Source organism: Silanimonas sp. (assembly GCF_027531545.1).
Classification (GTDB): domain Bacteria; phylum Pseudomonadota; class Gammaproteobacteria; order Xanthomonadales; family Xanthomonadaceae; genus Silanimonas.
Genome location: NZ_JAPZSC010000006.1, coordinates 503,387 through 523,625 on the forward strand (window position 1 = coordinate 503,387; position 20,239 = coordinate 523,625).

25 protein-coding genes are annotated in these 20,239 nt (G+C 69.4%); 14 read left to right on the plus strand and 11 right to left on the minus strand.

The window, feature by feature from the left end; genetic code table 11:
• The 5 genes from O9280_RS06615 to O9280_RS06635 form a co-directional block, all read right to left on the minus strand.
• Window positions 1-735 carry an ABC transporter permease subunit gene (locus O9280_RS06615; protein WP_298340400.1) on the minus strand — a complete coding sequence of 245 codons (735 nt, stop codon included), beginning with the start codon at window positions 733-735 and terminating at the stop codon, window positions 1-3.
• On the minus strand, window positions 732-1,664 hold the full coding sequence (locus O9280_RS06620) for an ABC transporter ATP-binding protein (protein WP_298340402.1): 933 nt from the start codon (window positions 1,662-1,664) through the stop codon (window positions 732-734). Before O9280_RS06620 ends, O9280_RS06615 begins: the two co-directional genes overlap by 4 nt.
• Before the next feature lie 110 nt (window positions 1,665-1,774).
• Window positions 1,775-2,890 (minus strand): hypothetical protein, encoded by a 1,116-nt coding sequence (locus O9280_RS06625; RefSeq protein WP_298340404.1) that lies wholly within the window; start codon window positions 2,888-2,890, stop codon window positions 1,775-1,777.
• 127 nt (window positions 2,891-3,017) lie between these two features.
• Window positions 3,018-3,659: a response regulator transcription factor gene (locus tag O9280_RS06630; protein ID WP_298340406.1), complete on the minus strand. Its 642-nt coding sequence runs from the start codon at window positions 3,657-3,659 to the stop codon at window positions 3,018-3,020.
• Entirely contained in the window at window positions 3,656-4,819 is a 1,164-nt protein-coding gene (locus O9280_RS06635; RefSeq protein WP_298340407.1) for a sensor histidine kinase, read from the minus strand. The genes O9280_RS06630 and O9280_RS06635 overlap by 4 nt, the downstream gene beginning before the upstream one ends.
• A gap of 127 nt (window positions 4,820-4,946) precedes the next feature.
• On the opposite strand from O9280_RS06635, the gene O9280_RS06640 reads away from it, so the two are divergent.
• From O9280_RS06640 to O9280_RS06675, 8 genes are all read left to right on the plus strand, one after another.
• Complete coding sequence (locus tag O9280_RS06640; RefSeq protein ID WP_298340409.1) at window positions 4,947-5,546, plus strand: GNAT family N-acetyltransferase; 600 nt, start codon at window positions 4,947-4,949, stop codon at window positions 5,544-5,546.
• 3 nt (window positions 5,547-5,549) lie between these two features.
• Entirely contained in the window at window positions 5,550-6,341 is a 792-nt protein-coding gene (minC, locus tag O9280_RS06645) for a septum site-determining protein MinC (protein WP_298340411.1), read from the plus strand.
• Window positions 6,342-6,368: 27 nt separating this feature from the next.
• Entirely contained in the window at window positions 6,369-7,178 is an 810-nt protein-coding gene (minD, locus tag O9280_RS06650) for a septum site-determining protein MinD (protein WP_298340413.1), read from the plus strand.
• A gap of 1 nt (window position 7,179) precedes the next feature.
• Window positions 7,180-7,437: a cell division topological specificity factor MinE gene (minE, locus tag O9280_RS06655; RefSeq protein ID WP_298340415.1), complete on the plus strand. Its 258-nt coding sequence runs from the start codon at window positions 7,180-7,182 to the stop codon at window positions 7,435-7,437.
• Between the two features lie 35 nt (window positions 7,438-7,472).
• Window positions 7,473-7,997, plus strand: a complete 525-nt coding sequence (locus O9280_RS06660) for a hypothetical protein (RefSeq protein ID WP_298340417.1) — start codon at window positions 7,473-7,475, stop codon at window positions 7,995-7,997.
• 62 nt (window positions 7,998-8,059) lie between these two features.
• Window positions 8,060-8,449, plus strand: a complete 390-nt coding sequence (locus tag O9280_RS06665; RefSeq protein ID WP_298340419.1) for a hypothetical protein — start codon at window positions 8,060-8,062, stop codon at window positions 8,447-8,449.
• Window positions 8,446-9,069, plus strand: a complete 624-nt coding sequence (locus O9280_RS06670) for a DUF3011 domain-containing protein (protein ID WP_298340421.1) — start codon at window positions 8,446-8,448, stop codon at window positions 9,067-9,069. Before O9280_RS06665 ends, O9280_RS06670 begins: the two co-directional genes overlap by 4 nt.
• A 76-nt stretch (window positions 9,070-9,145) precedes the next feature.
• The gene (locus tag O9280_RS06675) at window positions 9,146-10,072 is read left to right on the plus strand and encodes a DMT family transporter (protein WP_298340422.1); all 927 of its coding nucleotides are present in this window, start codon (window positions 9,146-9,148) and stop codon (window positions 10,070-10,072) included.
• A 26-nt stretch (window positions 10,073-10,098) separates the two neighbouring features.
• Here the strand turns inward: O9280_RS06675 and O9280_RS06680 are convergent, their stop codons facing one another.
• Together O9280_RS06680 and O9280_RS06685 are read right to left on the minus strand one after the other, a co-directional pair.
• On the minus strand, window positions 10,099-10,335 hold the full coding sequence (locus O9280_RS06680) for a DUF465 domain-containing protein (protein ID WP_298340424.1): 237 nt from the start codon (window positions 10,333-10,335) through the stop codon (window positions 10,099-10,101).
• 138 nt (window positions 10,336-10,473) lie between these two features.
• Window positions 10,474-11,691, minus strand: a complete 1,218-nt coding sequence (locus O9280_RS06685; RefSeq protein ID WP_298340426.1) for a multidrug effflux MFS transporter — start codon at window positions 11,689-11,691, stop codon at window positions 10,474-10,476.
• A gap of 58 nt (window positions 11,692-11,749) precedes the next feature.
• Here O9280_RS06685 and O9280_RS06690 point away from each other — a divergent pair, with 58 nt between their 5' ends.
• Window positions 11,750-13,582 carry an ABC transporter ATP-binding protein/permease gene (locus O9280_RS06690; RefSeq protein WP_298340429.1) on the plus strand — a complete coding sequence of 611 codons (1,833 nt, stop codon included), beginning with the start codon at window positions 11,750-11,752 and terminating at the stop codon, window positions 13,580-13,582.
• On the opposite strand, the gene O9280_RS06695 is transcribed toward O9280_RS06690, so the two are convergent.
• Together O9280_RS06695 and O9280_RS06700 are read right to left on the minus strand one after the other, a co-directional pair.
• Window positions 13,572-13,805 carry a hypothetical protein gene (locus O9280_RS06695; RefSeq protein WP_298340431.1) on the minus strand — a complete coding sequence of 78 codons (234 nt, stop codon included), beginning with the start codon at window positions 13,803-13,805 and terminating at the stop codon, window positions 13,572-13,574. The genes O9280_RS06690 and O9280_RS06695 overlap by 11 nt on opposite strands.
• Before the next feature lie 90 nt (window positions 13,806-13,895).
• Window positions 13,896-15,227, minus strand: a complete 1,332-nt coding sequence (locus O9280_RS06700; RefSeq protein WP_298340433.1) for an MFS transporter — start codon at window positions 15,225-15,227, stop codon at window positions 13,896-13,898.
• A 6-nt stretch (window positions 15,228-15,233) separates the two neighbouring features.
• Between O9280_RS06700 and O9280_RS06705 the strand changes: the two genes are divergently transcribed.
• Entirely contained in the window at window positions 15,234-15,572 is a 339-nt protein-coding gene (locus O9280_RS06705; protein ID WP_298340627.1) for an MAPEG family protein, read from the plus strand.
• 24 nt (window positions 15,573-15,596) lie between these two features.
• Here O9280_RS06705 and O9280_RS06710 read toward each other — a convergent pair whose 3' ends face one another.
• The gene (locus tag O9280_RS06710; protein ID WP_298340434.1) at window positions 15,597-16,496 is read right to left on the minus strand and encodes a sensor domain-containing protein; all 900 of its coding nucleotides are present in this window, start codon (window positions 16,494-16,496) and stop codon (window positions 15,597-15,599) included.
• Window positions 16,493-16,858: a PadR family transcriptional regulator gene (locus tag O9280_RS06715; RefSeq protein ID WP_297866787.1), complete on the minus strand. Its 366-nt coding sequence runs from the start codon at window positions 16,856-16,858 to the stop codon at window positions 16,493-16,495. The genes O9280_RS06710 and O9280_RS06715 overlap by 4 nt, the downstream gene beginning before the upstream one ends.
• A 109-nt stretch (window positions 16,859-16,967) precedes the next feature.
• Between O9280_RS06715 and O9280_RS06720 the strand changes: the two genes are divergently transcribed.
• The 4 genes from O9280_RS06720 to O9280_RS06735 all read left to right on the plus strand — a co-directional run bounded on the left by O9280_RS06720 (window position 16,968) and on the right by O9280_RS06735 (window position 20,233).
• On the plus strand, window positions 16,968-17,573 hold the full coding sequence (locus O9280_RS06720; protein WP_298340436.1) for a methyltransferase: 606 nt from the start codon (window positions 16,968-16,970) through the stop codon (window positions 17,571-17,573).
• On the plus strand, window positions 17,570-18,538 hold the full coding sequence (locus tag O9280_RS06725; protein ID WP_298340439.1) for a serine/threonine protein kinase: 969 nt from the start codon (window positions 17,570-17,572) through the stop codon (window positions 18,536-18,538). Before O9280_RS06720 ends, O9280_RS06725 begins: the two co-directional genes overlap by 4 nt.
• A gap of 52 nt (window positions 18,539-18,590) precedes the next feature.
• A complete protein-coding gene (locus tag O9280_RS06730; RefSeq protein WP_298340441.1) occupies window positions 18,591-19,505 on the plus strand; it encodes a peptidylprolyl isomerase in 915 nt (304 codons plus the stop codon).
• A gap of 71 nt (window positions 19,506-19,576) precedes the next feature.
• The gene (locus O9280_RS06735) at window positions 19,577-20,233 is read left to right on the plus strand and encodes a peroxiredoxin (protein ID WP_298340444.1); all 657 of its coding nucleotides are present in this window, start codon (window positions 19,577-19,579) and stop codon (window positions 20,231-20,233) included.
• Window positions 20,234-20,239: the final 6 nt, after the last annotated feature.

The window sequence follows — 20,239 nt, forward strand, 5'->3', positions numbered from 1 at the left end:
TCAGCCCGCCTTCTTGGCGTCGAGGATCAGCACCGTCGCGCACAGCCAGGCCGCGATCGACAGCAGGAAGAACAGAACGTCGCGCAAGTCGAGCACGCCGCGCTGGATGGACTGCACGTGGGTGAGGAAGCTCAGCGCGGCCACCGCGTCGATCACGTCGCGCGGCGCCCAGCCCTGCACCGCGTCCTGCACCAGCGGATGCCCAGCGAGCATCAGCGCGAAGCACACCACCACCGTGACGACGAAGGCCACGACCTGGTTGCGCGTCAGTGCCGAGAGGGCGCTACCGACGGCGAGCATCGCGCCGGAAAGCAGCCAGCTGCCGAGGTAGCTCGCCACGATGACGCCGTGGTCGGGGTCGCCCAGCCAGCTGACCGTCCACCACATCGGGACGGTGAGGACGAGCGCGATGCCCAGCAGGGCCCAGCCGGCGAGGAACTTGCCCAGTACCGCCTGCCATGGCGTGACCGGCAGGGTCAGCAGCAGTTCCAGCGTGCCGCTCTTGCGCTCCTCGGCCCAAAGCCGCATGCCCACCGCGGGCACGAGGAACAGGTACAGCCAAGGGTGGAAGGCGAAGAACGGCTGCAGGTCGGCCTGCCCGCGCTCGAAGAAGCCGCCGAGGTAGAAGGCCAGCGCCGACGACAGGGCCAGGAACAGCACGATGAACACCGCCGCGAGCGGCGAGGCGAAATAGGCGGCGAACTCGCGCCGCGCGATGACGAGCGTGCCGTTCATGCGGCGGCTCCGGCATCGGACGTCAGGCTGCGGAACACTTCGTCGAGGCGGCCCCGTTCAACGCGGAGGTCGGACCAGGCCACGCGACGTTCGTCGAGTCGCCGCGTCACGACATCGGAAGACACGCCGCCGCCACGGACGAACAGCACCACCCGCCCCTCGCGGGCGTCCACGGTCGTCGCCGCGGCCGGCACGAGGCCGTCGAGCGCGGCCACCGCAGCCACGCTGTCCGGCGCGGCGAAGGACAGCGCGCCATGCCAGCGCGAGAGCGCCAGCAGTTCCGCGGGCGTGTGGTCCGCACGCAGTCGGCCGGCAGCGATCACCACGGCTCGGGTGGCGATGGCGTCCACCTCTTCGAGCAGGTGCGTGGAAAGCATGATCGTGCGCTCGCGCGCCAGTTCGTTGATGAGGCCGCGGACCTCGTGCTTCTGGTTCGGATCGAGGCCATCGGTGGGCTCGTCGAGCAACAGCACCGGCGGGTCGTGCAGGATGGCCGCGGCGAAGCCCACGCGGCGACGGAAGCCCTTCGACAGCGTGTCCAGCGGCTGCCGGCGCACGGGGCCCAGCTGCAAGCGATCGGAGGCGAAGGCGAGGCGCTGCTGACGGTGTGCGCCCGACAGGCCGCGCACGTCGGCGATGAAGCCGAGGAAATCGGCCACTTCCATCTCGCCGTAGCCCGGCGCGCCTTCCGGCAGGTAGCCCAGGGCGCGACGAGCGGCCAGGCCGTCGGCCACGACGTCATGGCCGGCCACGCGCACGCGGCCCGCGTCGGGCGCGAGGAAGCCAGCGATCATCTTCATCGTCGTCGACTTGCCGGCGCCATTCGGCCCCAGCAGGGCCACGACCTCACCCGGCTGCACCGAGAACCGCAGGTCCTCGACGGCCGTCAGCGCCGCGAAGCGCTTGGTCAGTCCTTCCACTTCGATCATGTCGGGTTCCGGCTCGGCACCGCAGGTCGGCGCGCCTTGGAGCGCGGGGGCGACGACAAGTTCCACGCCCCCGCAAACGACGAGGCGGGCCTCGGCCCGCCTCGCTGTGCTTACTGGGCCTCGGGGGCCTTCAATGGCAGGAAGGCCTGGAACTCGGCTTCCGGGCTGAGGATCTCCGGGATATCGACGGTGTAGTCGTCGAAGCCCTGGCTGGCGTTGTCCAGCGGGTAGCCGCGGACGATGGCCCAGGCGCGCAGCGTGTCACGGACGCGCTGCAGGCCCGGCGCCGGACCCACCCACTTGGTGTTCGCCGCCTTCAGCGGAGCTTCCTGCGACAGCACGACCTTGTTGCCGTCGCCGGCGATCGTGGCTTCGAGGACCGGCAGCTCGGCGACCGTGGCGGCGCGCGACGAGCCTTCCGGAGCGTCCTTCGCACGGACCGGCAGCAGCATGATGAAGGAGTAGGCCTCCGACGTGCGGTCGACCGTGACGATGCGCAGCGGACCGTCCTTGGCGAAGCCGCTGGCTTCGATGACGCGGTCCATCCACGCGAGCTGGTTCGTCATGGAAACGGCGACGCCGTCGTCGCGGAGCGGGGCTTCGACGTCGACGCGCAGCGCGTTCATGGCCGGAACGTCGACGAGCTGCAGCGGGTGCTCGTAGATGGTGTAGTCGACGCGCGGCACGCTGGCCAAGGCATTCGAGAGGACCTTCAAGCCGTTCTGCACGCGCTTGCCGGCGCTGCTCGACATGTACATGCCGGCGTAGCGGCCGACCAGGTTGAAGCCGTACTCGACGCGGTAGCGCTGGGTGATCTTCACGTTGCGCTGGCTGCGGCCCGAGCGCTCGAACGTGAAGCGCATGGTCTTGTTCTCGCCCATGGCGTTGTCGGTCACCTTGAAGACGATCTTCTCGCCCGGCACGCTCTCGGTGATTTCCCAGCTGCCCGAACCGACCGTCCGGTCGTTCGAGGTGTATTCGAGCTTGGCGCCGACGCCCGAAGCGGGGCCGCTCAGGGTGAACTTCACGTTCGGGTCGCGCAGATGTAGCGTGTTCCAGTCGTTGAAGCGCTGGAAGCCGTTCAGCATGTCGAAGGCGACATTGACGGGGCGGTTGGTTTCCACCGAGTGCGACACGCTGCGCGCCTTCGGCAGGACCAAGCCCACGGCGACGCCGAGGATGGCCACCAGAACGAACGCGACGACGAATTCAAGGAATCGAGCCATGCATCAAATCTCCGGGATCGGCCCCGGTCGGCACACCGCCGCCCCGGGGAGCGCCAGAGGATAGCAGCACCGTCGGGGCCGTGGTAAGCGTGGGACGCCCCCGCGGACAAGGCCGCGGGGCCGCCTGTCACACCAGCTTCAACTCGAAGGCCTTGAGCACCGCGCGGGTCCGGTCGCGCACGCCGAGCTTCGAGAGGATGTTGGAGACATGGTTCTTGATCGTGCCTTCGGCCACGCCGAGCGAGTTGGCGATCTCCTTGTTGGAGAAGCCGCCCGCCATGAGCCGGAGGATCTCGGTCTCGCGCTCGGTAAGCGGGTCGGGCTGCTCGAGGCTGTGGAAGTCGTTCTGCAGCCCCTCGAGGCCCGAGAGCAGCCGGGCCGTCACGGCCGGCTGCACCAACGACCCCCCATCGGCCACCGTCTGGATGGCCGACACCAGCTGGTCGAGGGACACATCCTTCAGGAGGTAGCCCTTGGCCCCGGCCTTGATGCCCGCCAGCACCAGCTGGTCGTCGTCGAACGTGGTCAGGATGATGGTGGGCGGCAGGGCGTTCTGCGCCGCCAGCGCGCGCAGCGCTTCGAGGCCGGACATCACCGGCATGCGCATGTCCATCAGCACGACGTCAGGCTTCACGACGGGGACCTGCTCGACGGCCTGCTTGCCATCGGCCGCCTCCGCGACCACGTCGATGGTGTCGGCCAATTCCAGCAGGGAACGGACGCCCTGGCGCACCAGGGTCTGGTCGTCGACGAGCATCACTCGGATCATGCGGAAGCCTCGAGGGGAAGGTGGATGTCGATGCTGAAGCCCTGGCCCGGCGCGGTCGAGACCTCGACGCGGCCGCCGACGGTCTTCAGGCGCTCGCGCATGCCCGAAAGCCCGTTGCCGGGGGTGAAGACGTCGCTGCCGACGCCGTCGTCGCGGGCGGCGAGGTGCAGTTCGCGCCCTTGCCTCGCCAGCTTGAGCCAAAGGCGCTGGGCCTGGGCGTGCCGGATGGCGTTGGTGATGATTTCCTGCGCGCAGCGCACGACGACCTGCGCGCACTCGGCGTCGTCGACCGGCAGCGGGGATTCGATGTCCAGAGTGACTTCGAGGGCCGGCACGCCTTCCACCAAGGTGCGCAATGCGGCCTCGAGGTCGATGCGCTCCTCGCCGCGCATGGCGCTGACGGCCTCGCGCACGTCGGTGAGCAGCAGACGCGCCAAGGTATGGGCCTGGCGGACGTGCTCCTGGGCCTTTCCGTCGGTCAGGTGGCCGGCGACCTCGAGATTGAGGCTGAGGGCCGTGAGGTGGTGCCCGAGCAGGTCGTGCAGCTCGCGGGAAATGCGCAGGCGCTCGCCGACACGCGCGCTGTCGGCCAGTAGCGAACGGGTGGCCCGCAGTTCGGCGTTGAGCCGTCGCTGCTCCTCGCGTGCCTCCGCCTGCTGCTTGGCGATCAGGCCGGCCACGTAGACGAAGCCCGACATGCCCATGTAGAGCATGGACTGCAGGACGGCCTCGAGCGGGGTGAACTCGAAGGTGCGGACGAACACCGCCGTCAGCGGCAGGTGCTGCACCACCAGCCAGAGCACCCCCGGCCAGCCCGGCAACAACCAGGGCACCACGGCGGCCATCACCATCATCAGGATGGCGCCCAAGGCGCTGTTCGTAAGCGCACTCACCGCGATGGCCGAAGCCGCCATGGCGAGCATCAGCACGATGGGCCAGACGCGCCCGCGCTGGTGGCCCAGCGACTGGGTGGAGAGCCAGAACGCCACGCCGAAGGCCACGTAGGCGCCGACCGGCCCGACGAAGGCCATGGCTGGCAGGGGGCTGGAGCTGGCGTCCATCACGAACAAGGCGTTCATGACCAGGCCACTGCCCACCATCGCCCAAGTGAACAGGCCGGCATAGCGCAGGAGCGTGGCGTGGGTCAGGCGCGGAAGCATCGAGGCATCCTAAACGCCCAGCCCCCCGCTTCCGCACCCCCGAAAGTCACCCCGCGGGGCGAAGGCGGCCGGGGGGCATGCGATACTGGCGGCTTGACCGAGACCCGGCCTGCCCCGGAGGAAAGGAATGCCGTTCCAGATCCGCGATGTGCGCGAATACGAGCTGGACCTCGTGGTGGCGCTCAACAACTCGGCGGGACCTTCGATCCTGCCGATGGACGCGGAAAAGGCCCGCTTCTTCTGGGAACACGCCGACTACTTCCGCGTGATCGAGCAGGACGACGCCATCACCGGCTTCCTCGTCGGGTTCAGCGACCTGGCCCCGCACGACAGCCCGAACTTCCGCTGGTTCCGGGAACGGCACCGCAATTTCCTCTACATCGACCGCATCGTCATCGCCGCCGCCCGCCGCGGTGGTGGCCGCGGCCGGGCCTTCTACGCCGACGCCATGAGCTTCGCCGAGCCCCGCTGGGCCCACCTCTGCTGCGAGGTGTTCCTGGGCGTGGGCTACGACCCGGCCCTGCTCTTCCACGGCGCTTTCGGCTTCCGCGAGGTCGGCCAGCAGACCATGGAAGGCACGGGCCTCCGTGCCTGCATGCTGATGAAGGACCTCGGCAGCCACGACTGGATCGCCACGACTTACGGCGGCGCGCTGCCCGACGAACCCTGGCTGGCCCCACGCCGCGGCCCGGCGCGCCCCGCCATCGCCCGCAACACCGGAACCTGACGCATGGCGACACCGCACCCCGCCGACCTCCCCAACTACGAGCAGGCTGGCGAACTGAAGTTCGGCCAGGTCGGCATCGCCAACCTGCGCATCCGCACCCTCGATGTCGCCCAGCTCGCCGCGGAAATGCGCGAGCGGGTGGAGCGCGCGCCCAAGCTCTTCGCCCGTGCCGCGCTCATCCTCGATTTCGGCGGCCTGATGCAGCTGCCCGACGACGCCACCGCCAAGGCGCTGGTCGCGGCGCTCGAAGGCGCCGGCGTGCATCCGGTCGCGCTGGCCTACGGCACGCCCGAGAACGATGCGCTGGCCGAGCGCCTCGGCCTGCCGGTGCTGGCCAAGTTCCGCTCCCAATACGAGCGCGCCGGTGAATCGCCCGCCGCGGAACCCCGCGCTGCCGAACGCGCCGCCGCGCCGCCCGCCCGCGAACCGACGCCCACGCCGGCCGCCCCGGTGCCGGAGGCCGAGCCCGGCCTGGTCCACGCCATGCCCGTACGCTCCGGCCAGCAGGTGTTCGCCGCGAACCGCGACCTGACCGTGCTGGCCCCGATCGGCGCAGGCGCCGAGGTGGTGGCGGACGGCTCCATCCATGTCTACGGCGCGCTGCGCGGACGCGCCCTCGCCGGCGCCTCCGGCTTCACCGGCGCCCGCATCTTCTGCCGCGAATTCCACGCCGAGCTCGTGGCCATCGCCGGGCAGTACAAAGTGCTCGACGACGTGCCCAAGGCCCTGCACGGCAAGGCCGTGCAGATCTGGCTCGACAACAACGACATCCTGCAAATCCAGCCGCTGGCCTGACGGCCACACAAAGACGGAGAAACGACCTTGGCGGAAATCCTCGTAGTCACCTCGGGCAAGGGCGGCGTCGGCAAGACGACCACCTCGGCCAGCATCGCGATGGGCCTCGCCCGCGCCGGCAAGAAGACCGCGGTCATCGACTTCGACGTCGGCCTGCGCAACCTCGACCTGATCATGGGCTGCGAGCGCCGCGTGGTGTACGACTTCGTCAACGTCGTGCACGGCGAGGCCTCGCTGAAGCAGGCGCTGATCAAGGACAAGCGCTTCGACAACCTGTTCGTTCTCGCTGCGTCGCAGACCCGCGACAAGGACGCACTGACGAAGGAAGGCGTCGAGAAGGTGCTGAAGGACCTCGCCGACGACGGCTTCGATTTCATCGTCTGCGACAGCCCGGCCGGCATCGAAAAGGGCGCCTTCCTCGCGATGTACTTCGCCGACCGCGCGCTCGTCGTGGTGAACCCGGAAGTGTCCTCGGTGCGCGACTCCGACCGCATCCTCGGCCTGCTGCAGAGCAAGACGAAGAAGGCCGAGGGCGGCGAGCGCATCCAGGAGCACTTGCTGCTGACCCGCTACAACCCGGAACGCGTCGAGAAAGGCGAGATGCTCTCGATCGGCGACGTCGAGGAGATCCTCGGCCTGAAGGTGATCGGCGTCATCCCGGAATCGCCGGACGTGCTGCAGGCCTCGAACTCCGGCAACCCGGTCATCCTCGACGAGCAGAGCAACGCGGGCATCGCCTATGGCGACGCCATCGCCCGCCTGCTGGGCGAGGACCGCCCGATGCGCTTCACCACGGCCGAGAAGAAAGGCTTCTTCGCCAAGATCTTCGGGGGCTGACATGGGCCTGTTCGATTTCCTGACGGGCAAGAAGCCGCCCACCGCCAACCTCGCGAAGGAGCGCCTGCGCATCATCGTCGCGCAGGAGCGCAGCACCCGCGGCGGCCCCGACTACCTGCCCCTGCTGCAGCGCGAGCTGCTCGAAGTGATCCGTAAGTACGTCAATGTCGACGTCGATGCGGTGAAGGTCGACCTGGTGAAGGACGGCGAGCACGACGTGCTCGATATTTCCGTCTCGCTGCCGGACAAGAACGGCTGATCCCCCGCCTGCGGCTCCGGCCGCAGGATGGCGCGATGGCGGAAGCGACGATGCGACAGGCGACGATCGTGCTCACCCTTGCCGATATCGGCTGGGCGGCCCCCGTCGCCCTGCTCGCCCGCTTCGGCCTCGAGCTGGTCGAAGTCGAGCCGGGCGAAGCCATCCCCGGCAGTTACTGGGGCGACGCCGAAGCCGGGATCATCGGTTCCCGCGTGTATGCGCGCGCCGACACCCCAGTGCATTCCCTGCTGCATGAGGCCGGGCACCTGATGGTGATGCCGCCGGAGCGCCGCGCCGCGGTGCACACCGATGCCGGTGACACCCAGCGCGACGAGGACGCCGTGTGCTACCTGCAGTTGCTGCTGGCCAACGCCCTGCCCGGCTTCGGCCGCGAACGCGGCTTCGCCGACATGGACGCCTGGGGCTACACGTTCCGACTGGGCTCGGCGAAGGCCTGGTTCGAGGGGGATGCCGAGGACGCCGCCGCGCACCTGGCCTCGCTCGCGCACCTGCACGGCCTGCTGCCCGCCGTGATGGCGGCGGACACGAGAGCGGCGTAGGGTCGGCGTCGGACGCCGAGGGACCTCGTCCCCCCGACGGGGCGGCGTCCGTGGAGTGTCCAATGAAACTCTGGATCGGAGGGGCCGCCATCGCGCTGGCCCATGGCGTCATCGCGGCCGATGCGCCGCCCGCGATCGGCAGCATCGAACCCGCCGCCCTCGTGCAACAGCTCGACCGCAACGCCAACGGTTGCCTCGACCTCGAGGAAGGCCGCAACTACACCAGCCGCCGTTTCCACGCGCTCGATGCGAACGGGGACAACGTCCTCGATGCCGCGGAAGCCCCGCCGCTGCCCGGCGAACCCAGCGCCGCCCGCCCGATCGGTATCGAGGCGTGGCAGGACGCGTACACGGCGCGCTTCAACGGTTTCGACGCGGACGGCAGCAGCTGCCTCAGCGCCGAGGAAATCACCCAAGGCCGAGCGGCCGCCGCTACGGGAGGTGCCCGATGAACCGCTTCTTCCCCATCCTCGTTCTCGCTGCTGCGGCGCTGTTCGGATCAACGCCGGCCGAGGCCAGCACGACGATGCGCTGCGAATCCACCGACGGGCGCTGGAAGGCCTGCAACGTGGACACCTACGGCGGTGTCACGCTGGCCCGCCAGCTGAGCCGCGCCGGCTGCTGGCAGGGCGACACCTGGGGCTACGACCGCAACCGCATCTGGGTGACGAACGGCTGCCGGGCGGAGTTCCGCGTGGGCGGCAACCGTCCGTCCTCGTCCAACAACAACAACGGGGCCGTGGCCGGTGCCCTGATCCTCGGCGCCATCGCCGGTGCCGTCATCGCGAACCACAACGACCACGACGACGACCGCCGTCCGGATTGCGGCCCACGCGGCTGCGGTGACGGTTGGGGGGGCGGCGGCTGGAGCGGCGGGTCAGAGCGCCACTTCACCTGCGAGTCGCAGGGCGGGCGGATGACCTGGTGCCGCCAGACGGTCGGCCGCCGCGAGCACGTCGAGCTGACGCGCCAGCTCAGCCGCGGCGACTGCCAGTACGGGCGCACCTGGGGTGTCGACCGCAGCGAAGTCTGGGTGGACAAGGGCTGCCGGGCCGAGTTCGTCATCTACTGATCGGAAAGCGGCGCGCAACGCTGGTCGCGCGCCGCTCCGGCAGGCCATCATCGGGGTCCTCGATGCGGACGCCACCATGGCCCTTCATGAATCCTCGGGACGCTGGCGCCTCGGACTGCTGCTGGCCCTCGTCACCGCCGGCTGCTGGGCAACGCTGCCCGTCGCCCTCAAGCTCACGCTGGAACAGGTCGATGCGATCACCCTGACATGGTTCCGCTTCCTCGTGGCGGCGGGCGTCATGGGCGCATGGCTGGCGGCGCGCCGGGGATTCCCGGCGTTCCGCACGCTCTCGGGCAAGCACTGGGCGATGCTGCTGCTCGCCGGGCTGATGCTGCTCGGCAACTACGTCTTCTACCTGCTGGGCGTGCAGTACACGACGCCAGCAAACGCGCAGCTGATCATCCAGTTGGCACCCCTGCTGATGGCGCTCGGCGGCATCGTCGTGTTCAAGGAACGGTTCGCCGCCGCGCAATGGCTCGGGCTCGCGGTGATCGTGGCGGGACTCGGCCTGTTCTTCGGCGAGCAGAGCGCCAGCCATGGCGGCGACTACGCCTTGGGCGCCAGCCTCGTCGTGCTCGCGGCGGTGGTGTGGGCGGTCTACGCCCTGCTGCAGAAGCAGCTGCTGGTCCAGCTCTCCTCGCCGGCCATCCTCGGTGCCATCTACGCGCTCGCCGCGCTGCTGCTGTGGCCATTCGCCGCGCCTTCGGTGCTGCTGGAGCTCGACGCCTTGCACGCCCTGCTGCTCGGGTACTGCGCGCTCAACACACTGGTCGCGTACGGCGCTTTCGCCGAAGCGCTGGCGCACTGGGAGGCATCGCGGGTGTCGGCGATCCTCGCCACGACACCGATCCTCTGCGTCGGCGCCGTGGCGGGCGTGCACGCCGTCTGGCCGGCACTCATCGAAGCCGAACAGCTCGGCATGTTGGGTTGGACCGGCGCCCTGCTGGTGCTGGCCGGTTCGGCGGCCGCGAGCCTCCTCGCGGCACGCAAGTCGGCGAGCTGAGGCCGGCGCGCGCCGGCCTGCCGGGATCAGGCTTCGAGCATCGTCGCGATCTGATCCTTCAGCGCGAGTCGCTGCCGACGCAGCGTCGACTCGTGCTCCTCGGTGACGACCTCCGCCCGAGTCTCGGCACGATGGATCGCGCGGTTCACCTCGTGGTACTCGTCGCAGAGGCGGGCGAAATGGGCGTTCGCACCCTTGAGGGCGTGCATGCGGGCGACGTGGCCGGGGAATTCGACGGCGAGCTCGTGCGGGGTGTGGGACATCGGTGGCTCCTGCATTGGGGTTCGGAGTGATGTTCCTCCCATGGCTTCTCGCGACGATTGACGGACGTCAATCCGGCGTCGAAAGCTTCGGGGCTCTTGGAGTTCCGGGCGCTGGCCGGCGGCTGGCCGCAGGGCTGATCAGGCCGGGGCGACGGCGCGCCGCATCAGGTGCGCGTCGCCCCAACGCCACAGCCCGAAGGCCGAGACGGAGAGCGCCGCCGCCGCAATCGCGAGGAACAGCGGGCTGACCGAGAGCATCGGCGAGAGCAGGCCCGCCACGCCGGCCTGGAACATCAGCGAAAGGAAGGCCTGCATCGAGGAGGCACTGCCGCGCTGCGTCGGGTAGAGGTCGAGCAGTTGCAGCATCAGCTGCGGGAACACCAGCGCGACGCCGAAGCTGAGCAGGATCAGGGGCAGGATCGCCCACGGATAGGCGTAACCGGGCGCCATGGCGGCATAGGCGAGGTTCGCCAGTGCCGCGACAAGACAGCAGGCGAAACCCGCCATCACCATCGTCCGGGCCGCGAACCGGCCCGCGGCGCGCCCCGTGGCCCACGCGCCCGCGAGCATGCCGCTGATCACCGGCACGAAGAACCAGCCGAAGTCCGATTCACCCATGCCGAGGTGGGTCATCACCACCACCGGCGCCGAAGCGATGTACAGGAACAGCGCCGCGAAGTTCATCGTCGTCACCGCCACCAACCAGACGAAGCGGCGGTGCTGGATCATGGCGACGTAATTGCCCATCAACAGGCCTGCGTGCAGCGGCAGGCGACGCTCGGGCGGATGCGTTTCCGGCAGAACGCGCCACACCAGCGCCCCGAGCACCAGGCTGAGGACCGCGAGGAACCAGAAGATCGCGTGCCAGTCGCCGAAACCGAGGATCCAGCCGCCGACGATCGGTGCGATGGCCGGCGCGATGCTGAAGATCATCGACACCTGGCTCATCAGCCGCTGCGCCTCCTCGCCGTCGAAAACGTCGCGGATCACGGCGCGGCCGACGATCATCCCGACGCCCGCACAGAGGCCCTGGATGAAGCGGAAGACCAGAAGGGTCGTGAGGTCGGTGCTCAGCGCGCAGCCCACCGACGCCAGGCCGAACAGCGCGGTGCCCCAGAGGATCACCGGACGCCGCCCCACGGCATCCGAAATGGCGCCATGGAACAGCGACATCAGGCCGTAGCCCAGCAGGTAGCTGCTGATGGTCTGCTGCACGGCCACCGGCGTGCTGCCGAGGTCGTCCGCCATCGCCCCGAAGGCCGGGAACACCGTGTCGATCGAGAACGGGCCGAACATGGCCAGGGCCCCGAGCACGAAGGCGAGGCGTGCGCGGGACGCGGTGGCGGTCGAAGTCATCGGCCGATTCTACGGCGCTTCGTCACCACGACGGCCCGGCCCACGCGACAATGCCGCCATGAGCGCACCCACCCCCGACAACGCCCCGTCGATCGAAGGCCACGCGCCGGTCGATGCCCCCCGACGCGGCGACGGCACCGTGCGGCAGGTGCTGGCCGACCTGCTGCCCTTCCTGAAGCCCTACTGGCGCCGGATCGCAGCGGCCCTGCTTTGCCTGATCGCCGCGAAGTTCGCGCTGCTCGGCATCCCGATGCTGATGAAGCGCATCGTCGACGGCCTCGATGTCCCGGCGACGCTTCTCGCCCTGCCCGTCGGCCTGCTGCTGGCCTACGGTGGCGCCCGCCTCGCTTCGACGATGTTCACCGAACTCCGGCAGATCGTCTTCGCCCGGGTGATGGCGCGCAGTGCGCGCACCGTGCAGTTGAAGGTGTTCCGCCACTTGCATGCGCTGAGCCTCCGCTTCCACCTCGAACGCAAGACCGGCGGCATCGCCCGCGACGTGGAGCGCGGCGGCACGGCGATCTCGGACCTGCTCGACTGGACGCTCTACACCATCCTGCCGACGATCATCGAAGTCGTGCTGGTCACGGCCGTGCTCGTCTACCTGTACGACTGGGGTTTCGCCGTCATCACCTTGGCGACGCTGGTCGTCTATTCCGCCTGGACGTTCCGTGTCACCGAGTGGCGCACGCGCTACTACCGTGCGGCGATCGATGCCGAATCGGCGAGCAGCACGCGCGCAGTGGACGCGCTGATCAACTACGAGACGGTCAAGTACTTCAACAACGAGGAGCACGAAGCCCGTCGCTACGACGGCAGCCTGCAGCGCGTCGAGGAAGCCACCGTCCAGAGCCTGAAGACGCTCGGCGTACTGAACCTCGGCCAGGCGGCGATCGTCTCGATCGGCGTCACCGCGCTGATGTGGCGCGCAGCCTCGGGCGTAGTGGCCGGCGAGCTGACCATCGGCGATCTCGTGCTGGTGAATGCCTACCTGCTGCAGCTTTCGGCGCCGTTGAACTACCTCGGGATGATGTACCGCGAGGTCAAGCAGGCACTGACGAACATCGAGAAACTCTTCGGCCTGCTCGACGAGAACCTTGACGTGCAGGACCGCCCGGAGGCGAAGCCGCTGGTGACCACGCAGCCCCGCGTGCGCTTCCGCGACGTGCGCTTCGGCTACGACCCGCGGCGGACCATCCTCGATGGCGTGGATTTCGAGATCGCCCCGGGCCAGACCGTCGCCGTGGTCGGCCATTCGGGCAGCGGCAAATCAACGCTGGCGCGCCTGCTGTACCGCTTCTACGACGTGCAGGAAGGCCGCATCGAGATCGACGGCAACGACCTCCGCGAACTCACGCAGGGTTCGGTCCGTGGCGCGATCGGCATCGTTCCGCAGGACACCGTGCTGTTCAACGACACCATCCGCTACAACATCCGCTACGGGCGCCCGGAAGCGAGCGACGCCGAGGTCGAGGCGGCCGCGCAGGCCGCGCACATCGATGCCTTCATCAAGTCCCTGCCGGACGGCTACGACAGCGAGGTCGGCGAGCGCGGGCTCAAGCTCAGCGGCGGCGAGAAGCAGCGCGTCGCCATCGCACGCGCCCTCTTGAAGAACCCCGCCATCCTGATCTTCGACGAGGCGACGTCGGCGCTCGATTCACGCTCGGAGCGGGCGATCCAGTCGGAGCTCGACCGCATCGCCGTCGGGCGCACCACGCTGGTGATCGCGCATCGGCTGTCGACGATCATGGACGCCGACCAGATCCTGGTGATGGATGGCGGAAGGATCATCGAACGCGGCACGCATGCCGAACTGCTGGCGTCGAAAGGCCGCTACGCGGCGATGTGGGCCCTGCAGCAGCAGGGCGAGGCAAGCGCGCTCAGCGAATGAGTGCGTAGGCGCCCCAACCCGCCAAGGCCAAGGCCGACCAGCCCAGCACGCCCAGCGCCACGTGCAGCGCGAGGAATCCGAGCTGACGGCGCGAGAGGTAGCGGATCAGGCGCGCCCGACGCAGTTTGCGTGCGCTGGGCAGCGCGGGCAGGCGGACGTTTTCGCGGTCGTCCATGGCGGTCGATGTGAGGGAAAGCGCGCTACCACGGAGCGTGATCTGCATGGCCTACCCTCTTTCGCGAATGGACGGAATCGAATGTAGCGCGTTTGACGGGAATTGACAGCCCCGGAGGCAATCGATGTCACCCAGCCTTCACCGGGGGGCAGCCGGCCCGGTCCCGAGGGCTTCGCGCCGCCCCTGGGCCACGTCGACCCGATACAGCAAGACCAGCCCGACGAGGAAGAAGCCGGAGGTGGCCAGCATGGCCAGGGCGTGACGCCCGCCCGCCGCCCAGCTGATGGCGCCGTAGGCCAGCGGGCCGAGCACCATCGAGGCCTTCACAGCGAGGCCCCAGAGGCCGAACACCTCGGCTTCGCGTCGCGGCGGGCACAGGTAGCCCACGAGGGCGCGGCCCGCCGATTGGCTGGCGCCCATGCAGATGCCGGCGAGGTTCGCCGCCACCCAGACCACCGGGCGGGCTTCCGAAAGCGCGAGGAGGCCGATGGCCACCAGCCAGCCGACCAATGACAGCGCCAGGGCGTTGCGTTGCCCGATGCGGTCCTGCAGTTGGCCGAACGCCATCGCCCCCAAGGCGGCAGTGATGTTCACCGCGAGGATCAGCGTGATGCTTTCCGCGGTGCTGAAACCGAGGGCCTGCTGGGCGTAGATGGCGGCGACGGCGATCACCGTGCCCACGCCGGCCTGGTAGGCGACGATGCAGGCGAGGAAGCGGCCCAGCTGCGGCAGGTCGCTCGCGCCACCGAGGATGCCGCGCCAGCGCTGCAGCGATTCGCGCCACAGCGTGGCGAAGGCCCGCGGTGCCGCCGTGATGCGCTCACGCAACAACAGGAAGGTCGGCAGCGCCGCGAGGAATACCGTGGCCCCAGTGAGCAGCATCGTGTCGCGCACGGCCGAGCCGGTGTCGCTGCCCCGCCCTTCGGCGCCCTGCACCCACCACAGGCAGGCCGCCAGCAGCAGCACCGCGCCGAAGTAACCGAAGGCCCAGCCGTAGCCCGAGAGGCGGCCCATCCCCTCGTCGTCGGCCAGTTCGGGCAGGAAGGCCGCGATCAGGTTCTCGCCGGTGCCGAATGCCGTATTGGTGATGACGATGAGCAACAGGGCGAGCGCGACATCCCCCGGCCCGCAGAGCCACAGCGCCGCCGTCCCCAGGCTGCACACCGCGGTCGTGGCCAGCAGCAGCTTTTTCTTGCAGGCGTGCGCATCGGCATACAGCCCCAGCAGCGGTGCCATCGCCATCACCAGCACGTACGACACGGAGAGCGCGGCCGTCCACGCGAAGGTCGCCCAGCCGGCGTCGCCCGCCACCATGCCGACGAAGTAGGCACTGAAAATGGCCGTGATGACGACCGTGGTGTAGCCGGAATTGGCGAAGTCGAATCCCGCCCACGCCCACAGTTCGCGGCGCTGCACGGGCGCGATGCCGGGATCGGCGTACGGACGTCGGAGCGGGCGCAGGGCGGCCATCGGGGCATCACTCGCAGGAGGCGCGACACTCTAGCCCGCGTAGGCGGTGGCGTCCCCACCGGAGCCGGCCATCCCGATTTCGAACGTGTGTTCCGCGTGCAGATGAACACGCTGGAAGCCAGCGTGATGTTCCTGCCGGCGCTTTGGCTGGCCGGCGCCTACGGCGACCCGGCCTGGGCGGCCGGCTTCGGCGCGTTCTGGCTGGTGGGTCGCGTGCTGTACGCCGTGATGCACGCCCGCGATGCGCAGCGGCGGGGCGAGGGCTTCGTGATCACCCTGCTCGCCCTCAGCGCCCTGCTGGTGCAGGGCGGCTGGGGCATCGCGAAGGCCCTGCTGGCGGCTTGAGCCCCCGGTGTCGCGGGGCGGGGTTCACTCGCCCCACTTCACCAGCAGGTGCTTGGCGATGGCGCCGTGCACGTGGGCCACGCCGCGGGCGATGTGCAGGGTCGCGAACAACAGCAGGATGCCGAGGGCCGACAGCGCCGCGAACAGCGGGATGGACAACACACCGATCTCGTCGCCCGTAAGGGGGCCGATCATGATCGTTCCGGCGCTCAGCAGCGCCAGCACCGGCGTGCCGGCGAGCGTGATGCCGATCGCGAGCAGAGTGGCCGCGACGGTGAAGTACACGATGCCGAGCGGCAGCATCAGCACCTGGTAGATCAGCGTGCCCCAGGTGCGCGGGTCGGTGAACAGCTGGCCGATGCGCTCGAGGATGCCGTTCGACGGCGCCGGGTAGGCGGGGCGACGCGGCATGCGTTCACCCAACATCACCTCGACGATGCGGCCTTCCACGAGGGAGAGCACGCGCACCGTCGCCATGAACAGGATGAAGAAGGCCACGCCGATGATGGTCAGCGAAAGGCCCAGCGACAGCGAAAGGCCGGTGACCGCCCACGTGAAGTAGAAGACGCCGGTGAGCACCGACAGCAGCATGTACAGCAGGGCCGCGTAGGCGCGCGGGTCAGAGACCACGCCGAAGAAGCGGCCCAGCGAGGAGTCGCGCGGCTTGGGCGGCGGCGGACGTAGCGCGCGGCTCACCGTCACTTCGGTATCGCGGTAAATGTCCGCCACTTCCGATGGGCGGCCGTAGCTGGAGGCGATGCGCGCGATGAGCGCCTCCTCCCCTTCGCGCGGGTGCGCCGCGAGTTCGGAACGGAGGTATTCCTCGGCGTCGTAGAGCGCGTCCTGCAGCAGCGCCGGGTCGGCGGCGGACAGTTCGCTACGCAACTGGTCGAGGTACTGGTTGATCGTGGTTGGCAGGCTCATTGCTCTTCCCCTTCAAGAACGCGGTCCACCATCTGGCGGGTGCTGCGCCAGCTGGCCACCCACTGGTCGAGCACCAGGCGGCCGTTGGCGGTGATGCGGTAGTAGCGGCGCGGCGGGCCGGCGTCGGACGGCTCGATCCAGCTGTCCAGCAGGCCGGCGGCGGCGAGGTTGCGAAGCACCGGGTACAGCGTGCTCTGCTTGCCCGCCAAGGCGGCCTCGTCGGCCTGCTCGAAGCGCTTGGCGATCTGGTAGCCGTACATCGGCTCGCCGTCGCGACCGAGGATGGCCAGCAGCACGAGGGCCACCGTGCCGGTGGCGAGCTCCTTGTCGAACTTGCGGCGTTGGGCGTCGAGGTCGGTCATGGCCCCTCCTCAGTACTGTTGAGGCCATACTAGTGCCAACTCCGCTCTAGTGGATGTGCCGGTAGTCACCCTGCCCTACACTGCCGGCCCGCCGCGCACGGAGCGCCCCTTGAAGACCTACGACCGCGCCTATTTCGACCGCTGGTATCGCCAGGCCGATGGCAGCAAGGCCTCGCGCTCGCAGCTCGAGCGCACCGTCGCGCTGGCCGTGGCCTCGGCGGAGGTTTTCCTCGGACGGCGCGTGCGCACGGTGCTCGACGTGGGCTGCGGCGAAGGCCATTGGCGTGCGCCCCTGCTGGCGATGCGCCCGGGGCTGCAGTACCTCGGCCTCGACGGCAGCGAATACGCGGTGCGGCGCTTCGGTCGCACGCGCAACCTGCACTGGGCGCGCTTCGGTGACCTCGCCGCGCTGCGTCCCTGCCCGCCCGTCGATTTGCTGGTCTGCGCCGACGTGCTGCACTACGTGCCCGACGGCGAGCTGAAGGCCGGCCTGCCCGGCCTCGCCGAGCTCTGCGGAGGCGTCGCCTTCATCGAGACCTACACCACCGACGACATCGCCGGCGACGATGTGCAGGGTGACTTCGATGCCTTCGTCGCCCGACCGGCAAAGACGTACCGACGCCTGCTGGAACGCGCGGGATTCACCTTCCTCGGCCAGCACTGCTGGATGTCGCCGACCCTGGCCGGGCAAGCCACGGCGCTGGAGCGCGCGTGACCGGCGAGGCCGACTTCCGGACGCTGACGCCGGAAGCGGTGATCGACGCCGTGGAATCGCTGGGCCTGCGCGCCGATGGGCGCGTGCTCGCGCTGAACAGCTACGAGAACCGCGTGCTGCGCGTCGGCCTCGAGGATTCGGCGCCGGTGGTCGCGAAGTTCTACCGCCCGGCGCGCTGGAGCGACGCGCAGATCCGCGAGGAGCATGCGTTCGTGCGCGAACTGCACGACGAAGGCCTGTCCGTGGTGCCACCGCTGGCCTTCGCCGGCGAAACGCTGCATGCGCACGGAACCCTGCGCTTCGCCCTGTTCCCGCTGCAGGGCGGCCACGCCCCGGAGATGGACCGCGCGGACGTGCGTCTGGCCTTGGGCGAAACGCTGGGCCGCCTGCATGCCGTCGGGGCGCGCATGCCGTTCCGCCACCGCGAATCGCTCGAGATCGACATCCTCGGCTGGGCCTCGCTGGACACCCTGCTTGAGGGCCCGTGGATCGAACCGGCGCTGCACGACAGCTTCGAGGACGTGGGCAGCGCCCTGCTCGAAGCGGTGGAGGAGCGCTTCGCCGAATCCGAGGGCGCCATCCAACGGCGCCTGCACGGCGACCTGCACCCGGGCAACGTGCTCTGGCGCGACGACCGCCCGCACCTCGTCGACTTCGACGACGCGCGCACCGGCCCAGCGGTGCAGGACCTGTGGATGCTGCTCGATGCCGAGCCGCGCCGACGCGAAACCCAGCTCACCGACCTGATGGCCGGCTACGAGCGCTTCTGCGAATTCGACCGCGGAGAACTGGCCTTGGTCGAAGCCCTCCGCGCGCTGCGCATCGTGCACTTCCACGCCTGGATCGCCCGGCGTTGGGAGGACCCGGCCTTCCCGATCGCGTTCCCGCAGTTCGCCGACCGCACGCATTGGGAACGCGTGCTCGCCGAGTGGCGCGAACAGCTGTCGGTCTTGCGCGAGGCTTGAACCCGGCGACGGAGTGCGGCCCAATCGGTGCGTCCCCGTCGACGAGCCCACCATGCGCCATCCGACCGCTGCCCTCGCCCTGCTCGCCATCGCCACCGCGGTGCCGGCCGCTACGCCCGCGGCACCGCCGCGCACCATGGACGAGATCCTCGCCGCGGCCCCGGCAGAACACTGGCGCACGCCCGATCCCGACAACCTGCTGGTGATGACGCTCGAGACCGGACCGGTCGTCATCGAGCTCTCGCCCGAGCACGCGCCCGAGCACGTCGCGAACCTGCGCACGCTGGCGCGCGAGGGCTACTTCGACGGCCTGACGATCAACCGCTCGCAGGACAATTTCGTGGTGCAGTGGGGCGATGCCAACGGCGAGGACCCGGCCAAGGCGAAGCCGCTCGGCGCGGCGAAGGCCGCGCTGCCCGCCGAGTTCAGCACCCGCATCCGCGACGGTCTCGCCTTCACTCGCCTGCCCGACGTGGATGGCTGGGCACCCCAGGTGGGCTTCAGCGCTGGCTTCCCGGTGGGACGCGATCCGCAGGCGGGCACGCAGTGGCTGGCGCACTGCTATGCCACCGTCGGCGCCGGCCGCGGCAACGCGCCGGATTCGAGCAACGGCACCGAGCTCTACGTGGTCACCGGGCAGGCACCGCGCCAACTCGACCTCAACATCACCAGTGTGGGCCGCGTGCTCGACGGCATGCATCGGCTGTCCGCCATGCCGCGCAGCCTCGCGCCGGGTGGGTTCTACACCCAACCCGCGCTTCGCACCCCGATCCTCCGCATCGCCCTCGCCTCGGCCCTGAATGAAGCGGAGCGCCCACGCCTGCAGGTGATGGACACCGGCAGCGCGAGCTTCGACGCCCTCGTGGAAGCGCGCCGGAACCGGGCCGACGCCTGGTACCTGCGCAAGGCCGGCCACATCGACCTGTGCAACGTGCCGATCCCGGTGCGCCCGGCCCCGGATCGCTGACCCGGACGGGTGCCTGAACGGCGGGTGACAAGGCATAATCGGGAGTCGTTTCCGCTCCCGAGGGTGTGACCATGCTGGACGTTGGTGCTTCGATCCCGGATTTCTCGCTCAAGGCCAGTGACGGCCGACTGGTCAGCGCCGAAAGCCTGCGCGGCCAGCGCTTCGTGCTCTTCTTCTATCCGAAGGACGACACCCCGGGCTGCACCACGGAAGCCTGCGGTTTCCGCGACAACCTCCCCCGCTTCACCGGCATCAAGGTGCCGGTGTTCGGCGTGTCCGCCGACAACGATGCTTCGCACCAGAAGTTCGCCGCCAAGTACCAGCTGAACTTCCCGCTGCTCGCCGATCCCGAGCTGACGCTGCTCAAGGCGATCGGCGTGTGGGTGCAGAAGAGCATGTACGGCAAGACCTACATGGGCGTGGCGCGCGCCACCGTCGTCGTCGACGCTGCAGGCCGCATCGAAAAGGTGTGGCCGAAGGTGAGCCCGGACGGCCATTCCGACGAGGTGCTCGCGTATCTCGGGGCTCCGGCCGCGAAGAAGGCGGCTCCTGCCAAGAAGGCGGCTCCTGCCAAGAAGGCGGCTCCCGCCAAGAAGGCGGCTCCGGCCAAGAAGGCGGCCCCGGCCAAGAAGGCGGCCCCGGCCAAGAAGGCGGCTCCCGCCAAGAAGGCGGCTCCGGCCAAGAAGGCGGCTCCGGCCAAGAAGGCCGCGAAGAAGGCCAAGCGCTGACGCTCC

Coding starts and splice junctions, on each gene's coding strand:
- O9280_RS06735 (WP_298340444.1), top strand. CDS start 19,577: ATGCTGGACGTTGGTGCTTCGATCCCGGATTTCTCGCTCAAGGCCAGT.
- O9280_RS06690 (WP_298340429.1), top strand. CDS start 11,750: ATGAGCGCACCCACCCCCGACAACGCCCCGTCGATCGAAGGCCACGCG.
- O9280_RS06630 (WP_298340406.1), bottom strand. CDS start 3,659: ATGATCCGAGTGATGCTCGTCGACGACCAGACCCTGGTGCGCCAGGGC.
- O9280_RS06685 (WP_298340426.1), bottom strand. CDS start 11,691: ATGACTTCGACCGCCACCGCGTCCCGCGCACGCCTCGCCTTCGTGCTC.
- minC (WP_298340411.1), top strand. CDS start 5,550: ATGGCGACACCGCACCCCGCCGACCTCCCCAACTACGAGCAGGCTGGC.
- O9280_RS06675 (WP_298340422.1), top strand. CDS start 9,146: ATGGCCCTTCATGAATCCTCGGGACGCTGGCGCCTCGGACTGCTGCTG.
- O9280_RS06670 (WP_298340421.1), top strand. CDS start 8,446: ATGAACCGCTTCTTCCCCATCCTCGTTCTCGCTGCTGCGGCGCTGTTC.
- O9280_RS06665 (WP_298340419.1), top strand. CDS start 8,060: ATGAAACTCTGGATCGGAGGGGCCGCCATCGCGCTGGCCCATGGCGTC.
- O9280_RS06680 (WP_298340424.1), bottom strand. CDS start 10,335: ATGTCCCACACCCCGCACGAGCTCGCCGTCGAATTCCCCGGCCACGTC.
- O9280_RS06615 (WP_298340400.1), bottom strand. CDS start 735: ATGAACGGCACGCTCGTCATCGCGCGGCGCGAGTTCGCCGCCTATTTC.
- O9280_RS06700 (WP_298340433.1), bottom strand. CDS start 15,227: ATGGCCGCCCTGCGCCCGCTCCGACGTCCGTACGCCGATCCCGGCATC.
- O9280_RS06640 (WP_298340409.1), top strand. CDS start 4,947: ATGCCGTTCCAGATCCGCGATGTGCGCGAATACGAGCTGGACCTCGTG.
- O9280_RS06730 (WP_298340441.1), top strand. CDS start 18,591: ATGCGCCATCCGACCGCTGCCCTCGCCCTGCTCGCCATCGCCACCGCG.
- O9280_RS06635 (WP_298340407.1), bottom strand. CDS start 4,819: ATGCTTCCGCGCCTGACCCACGCCACGCTCCTGCGCTATGCCGGCCTG.
- minE (WP_298340415.1), top strand. CDS start 7,180: ATGGGCCTGTTCGATTTCCTGACGGGCAAGAAGCCGCCCACCGCCAAC.
- O9280_RS06660 (WP_298340417.1), top strand. CDS start 7,473: ATGGCGGAAGCGACGATGCGACAGGCGACGATCGTGCTCACCCTTGCC.
- O9280_RS06620 (WP_298340402.1), bottom strand. CDS start 1,664: ATGATCGAAGTGGAAGGACTGACCAAGCGCTTCGCGGCGCTGACGGCC.
- O9280_RS06715 (WP_297866787.1), bottom strand. CDS start 16,858: ATGACCGACCTCGACGCCCAACGCCGCAAGTTCGACAAGGAGCTCGCC.
- O9280_RS06695 (WP_298340431.1), bottom strand. CDS start 13,805: ATGCAGATCACGCTCCGTGGTAGCGCGCTTTCCCTCACATCGACCGCC.
- O9280_RS06625 (WP_298340404.1), bottom strand. CDS start 2,890: ATGGCTCGATTCCTTGAATTCGTCGTCGCGTTCGTTCTGGTGGCCATC.
- O9280_RS06710 (WP_298340434.1), bottom strand. CDS start 16,496: ATGAGCCTGCCAACCACGATCAACCAGTACCTCGACCAGTTGCGTAGC.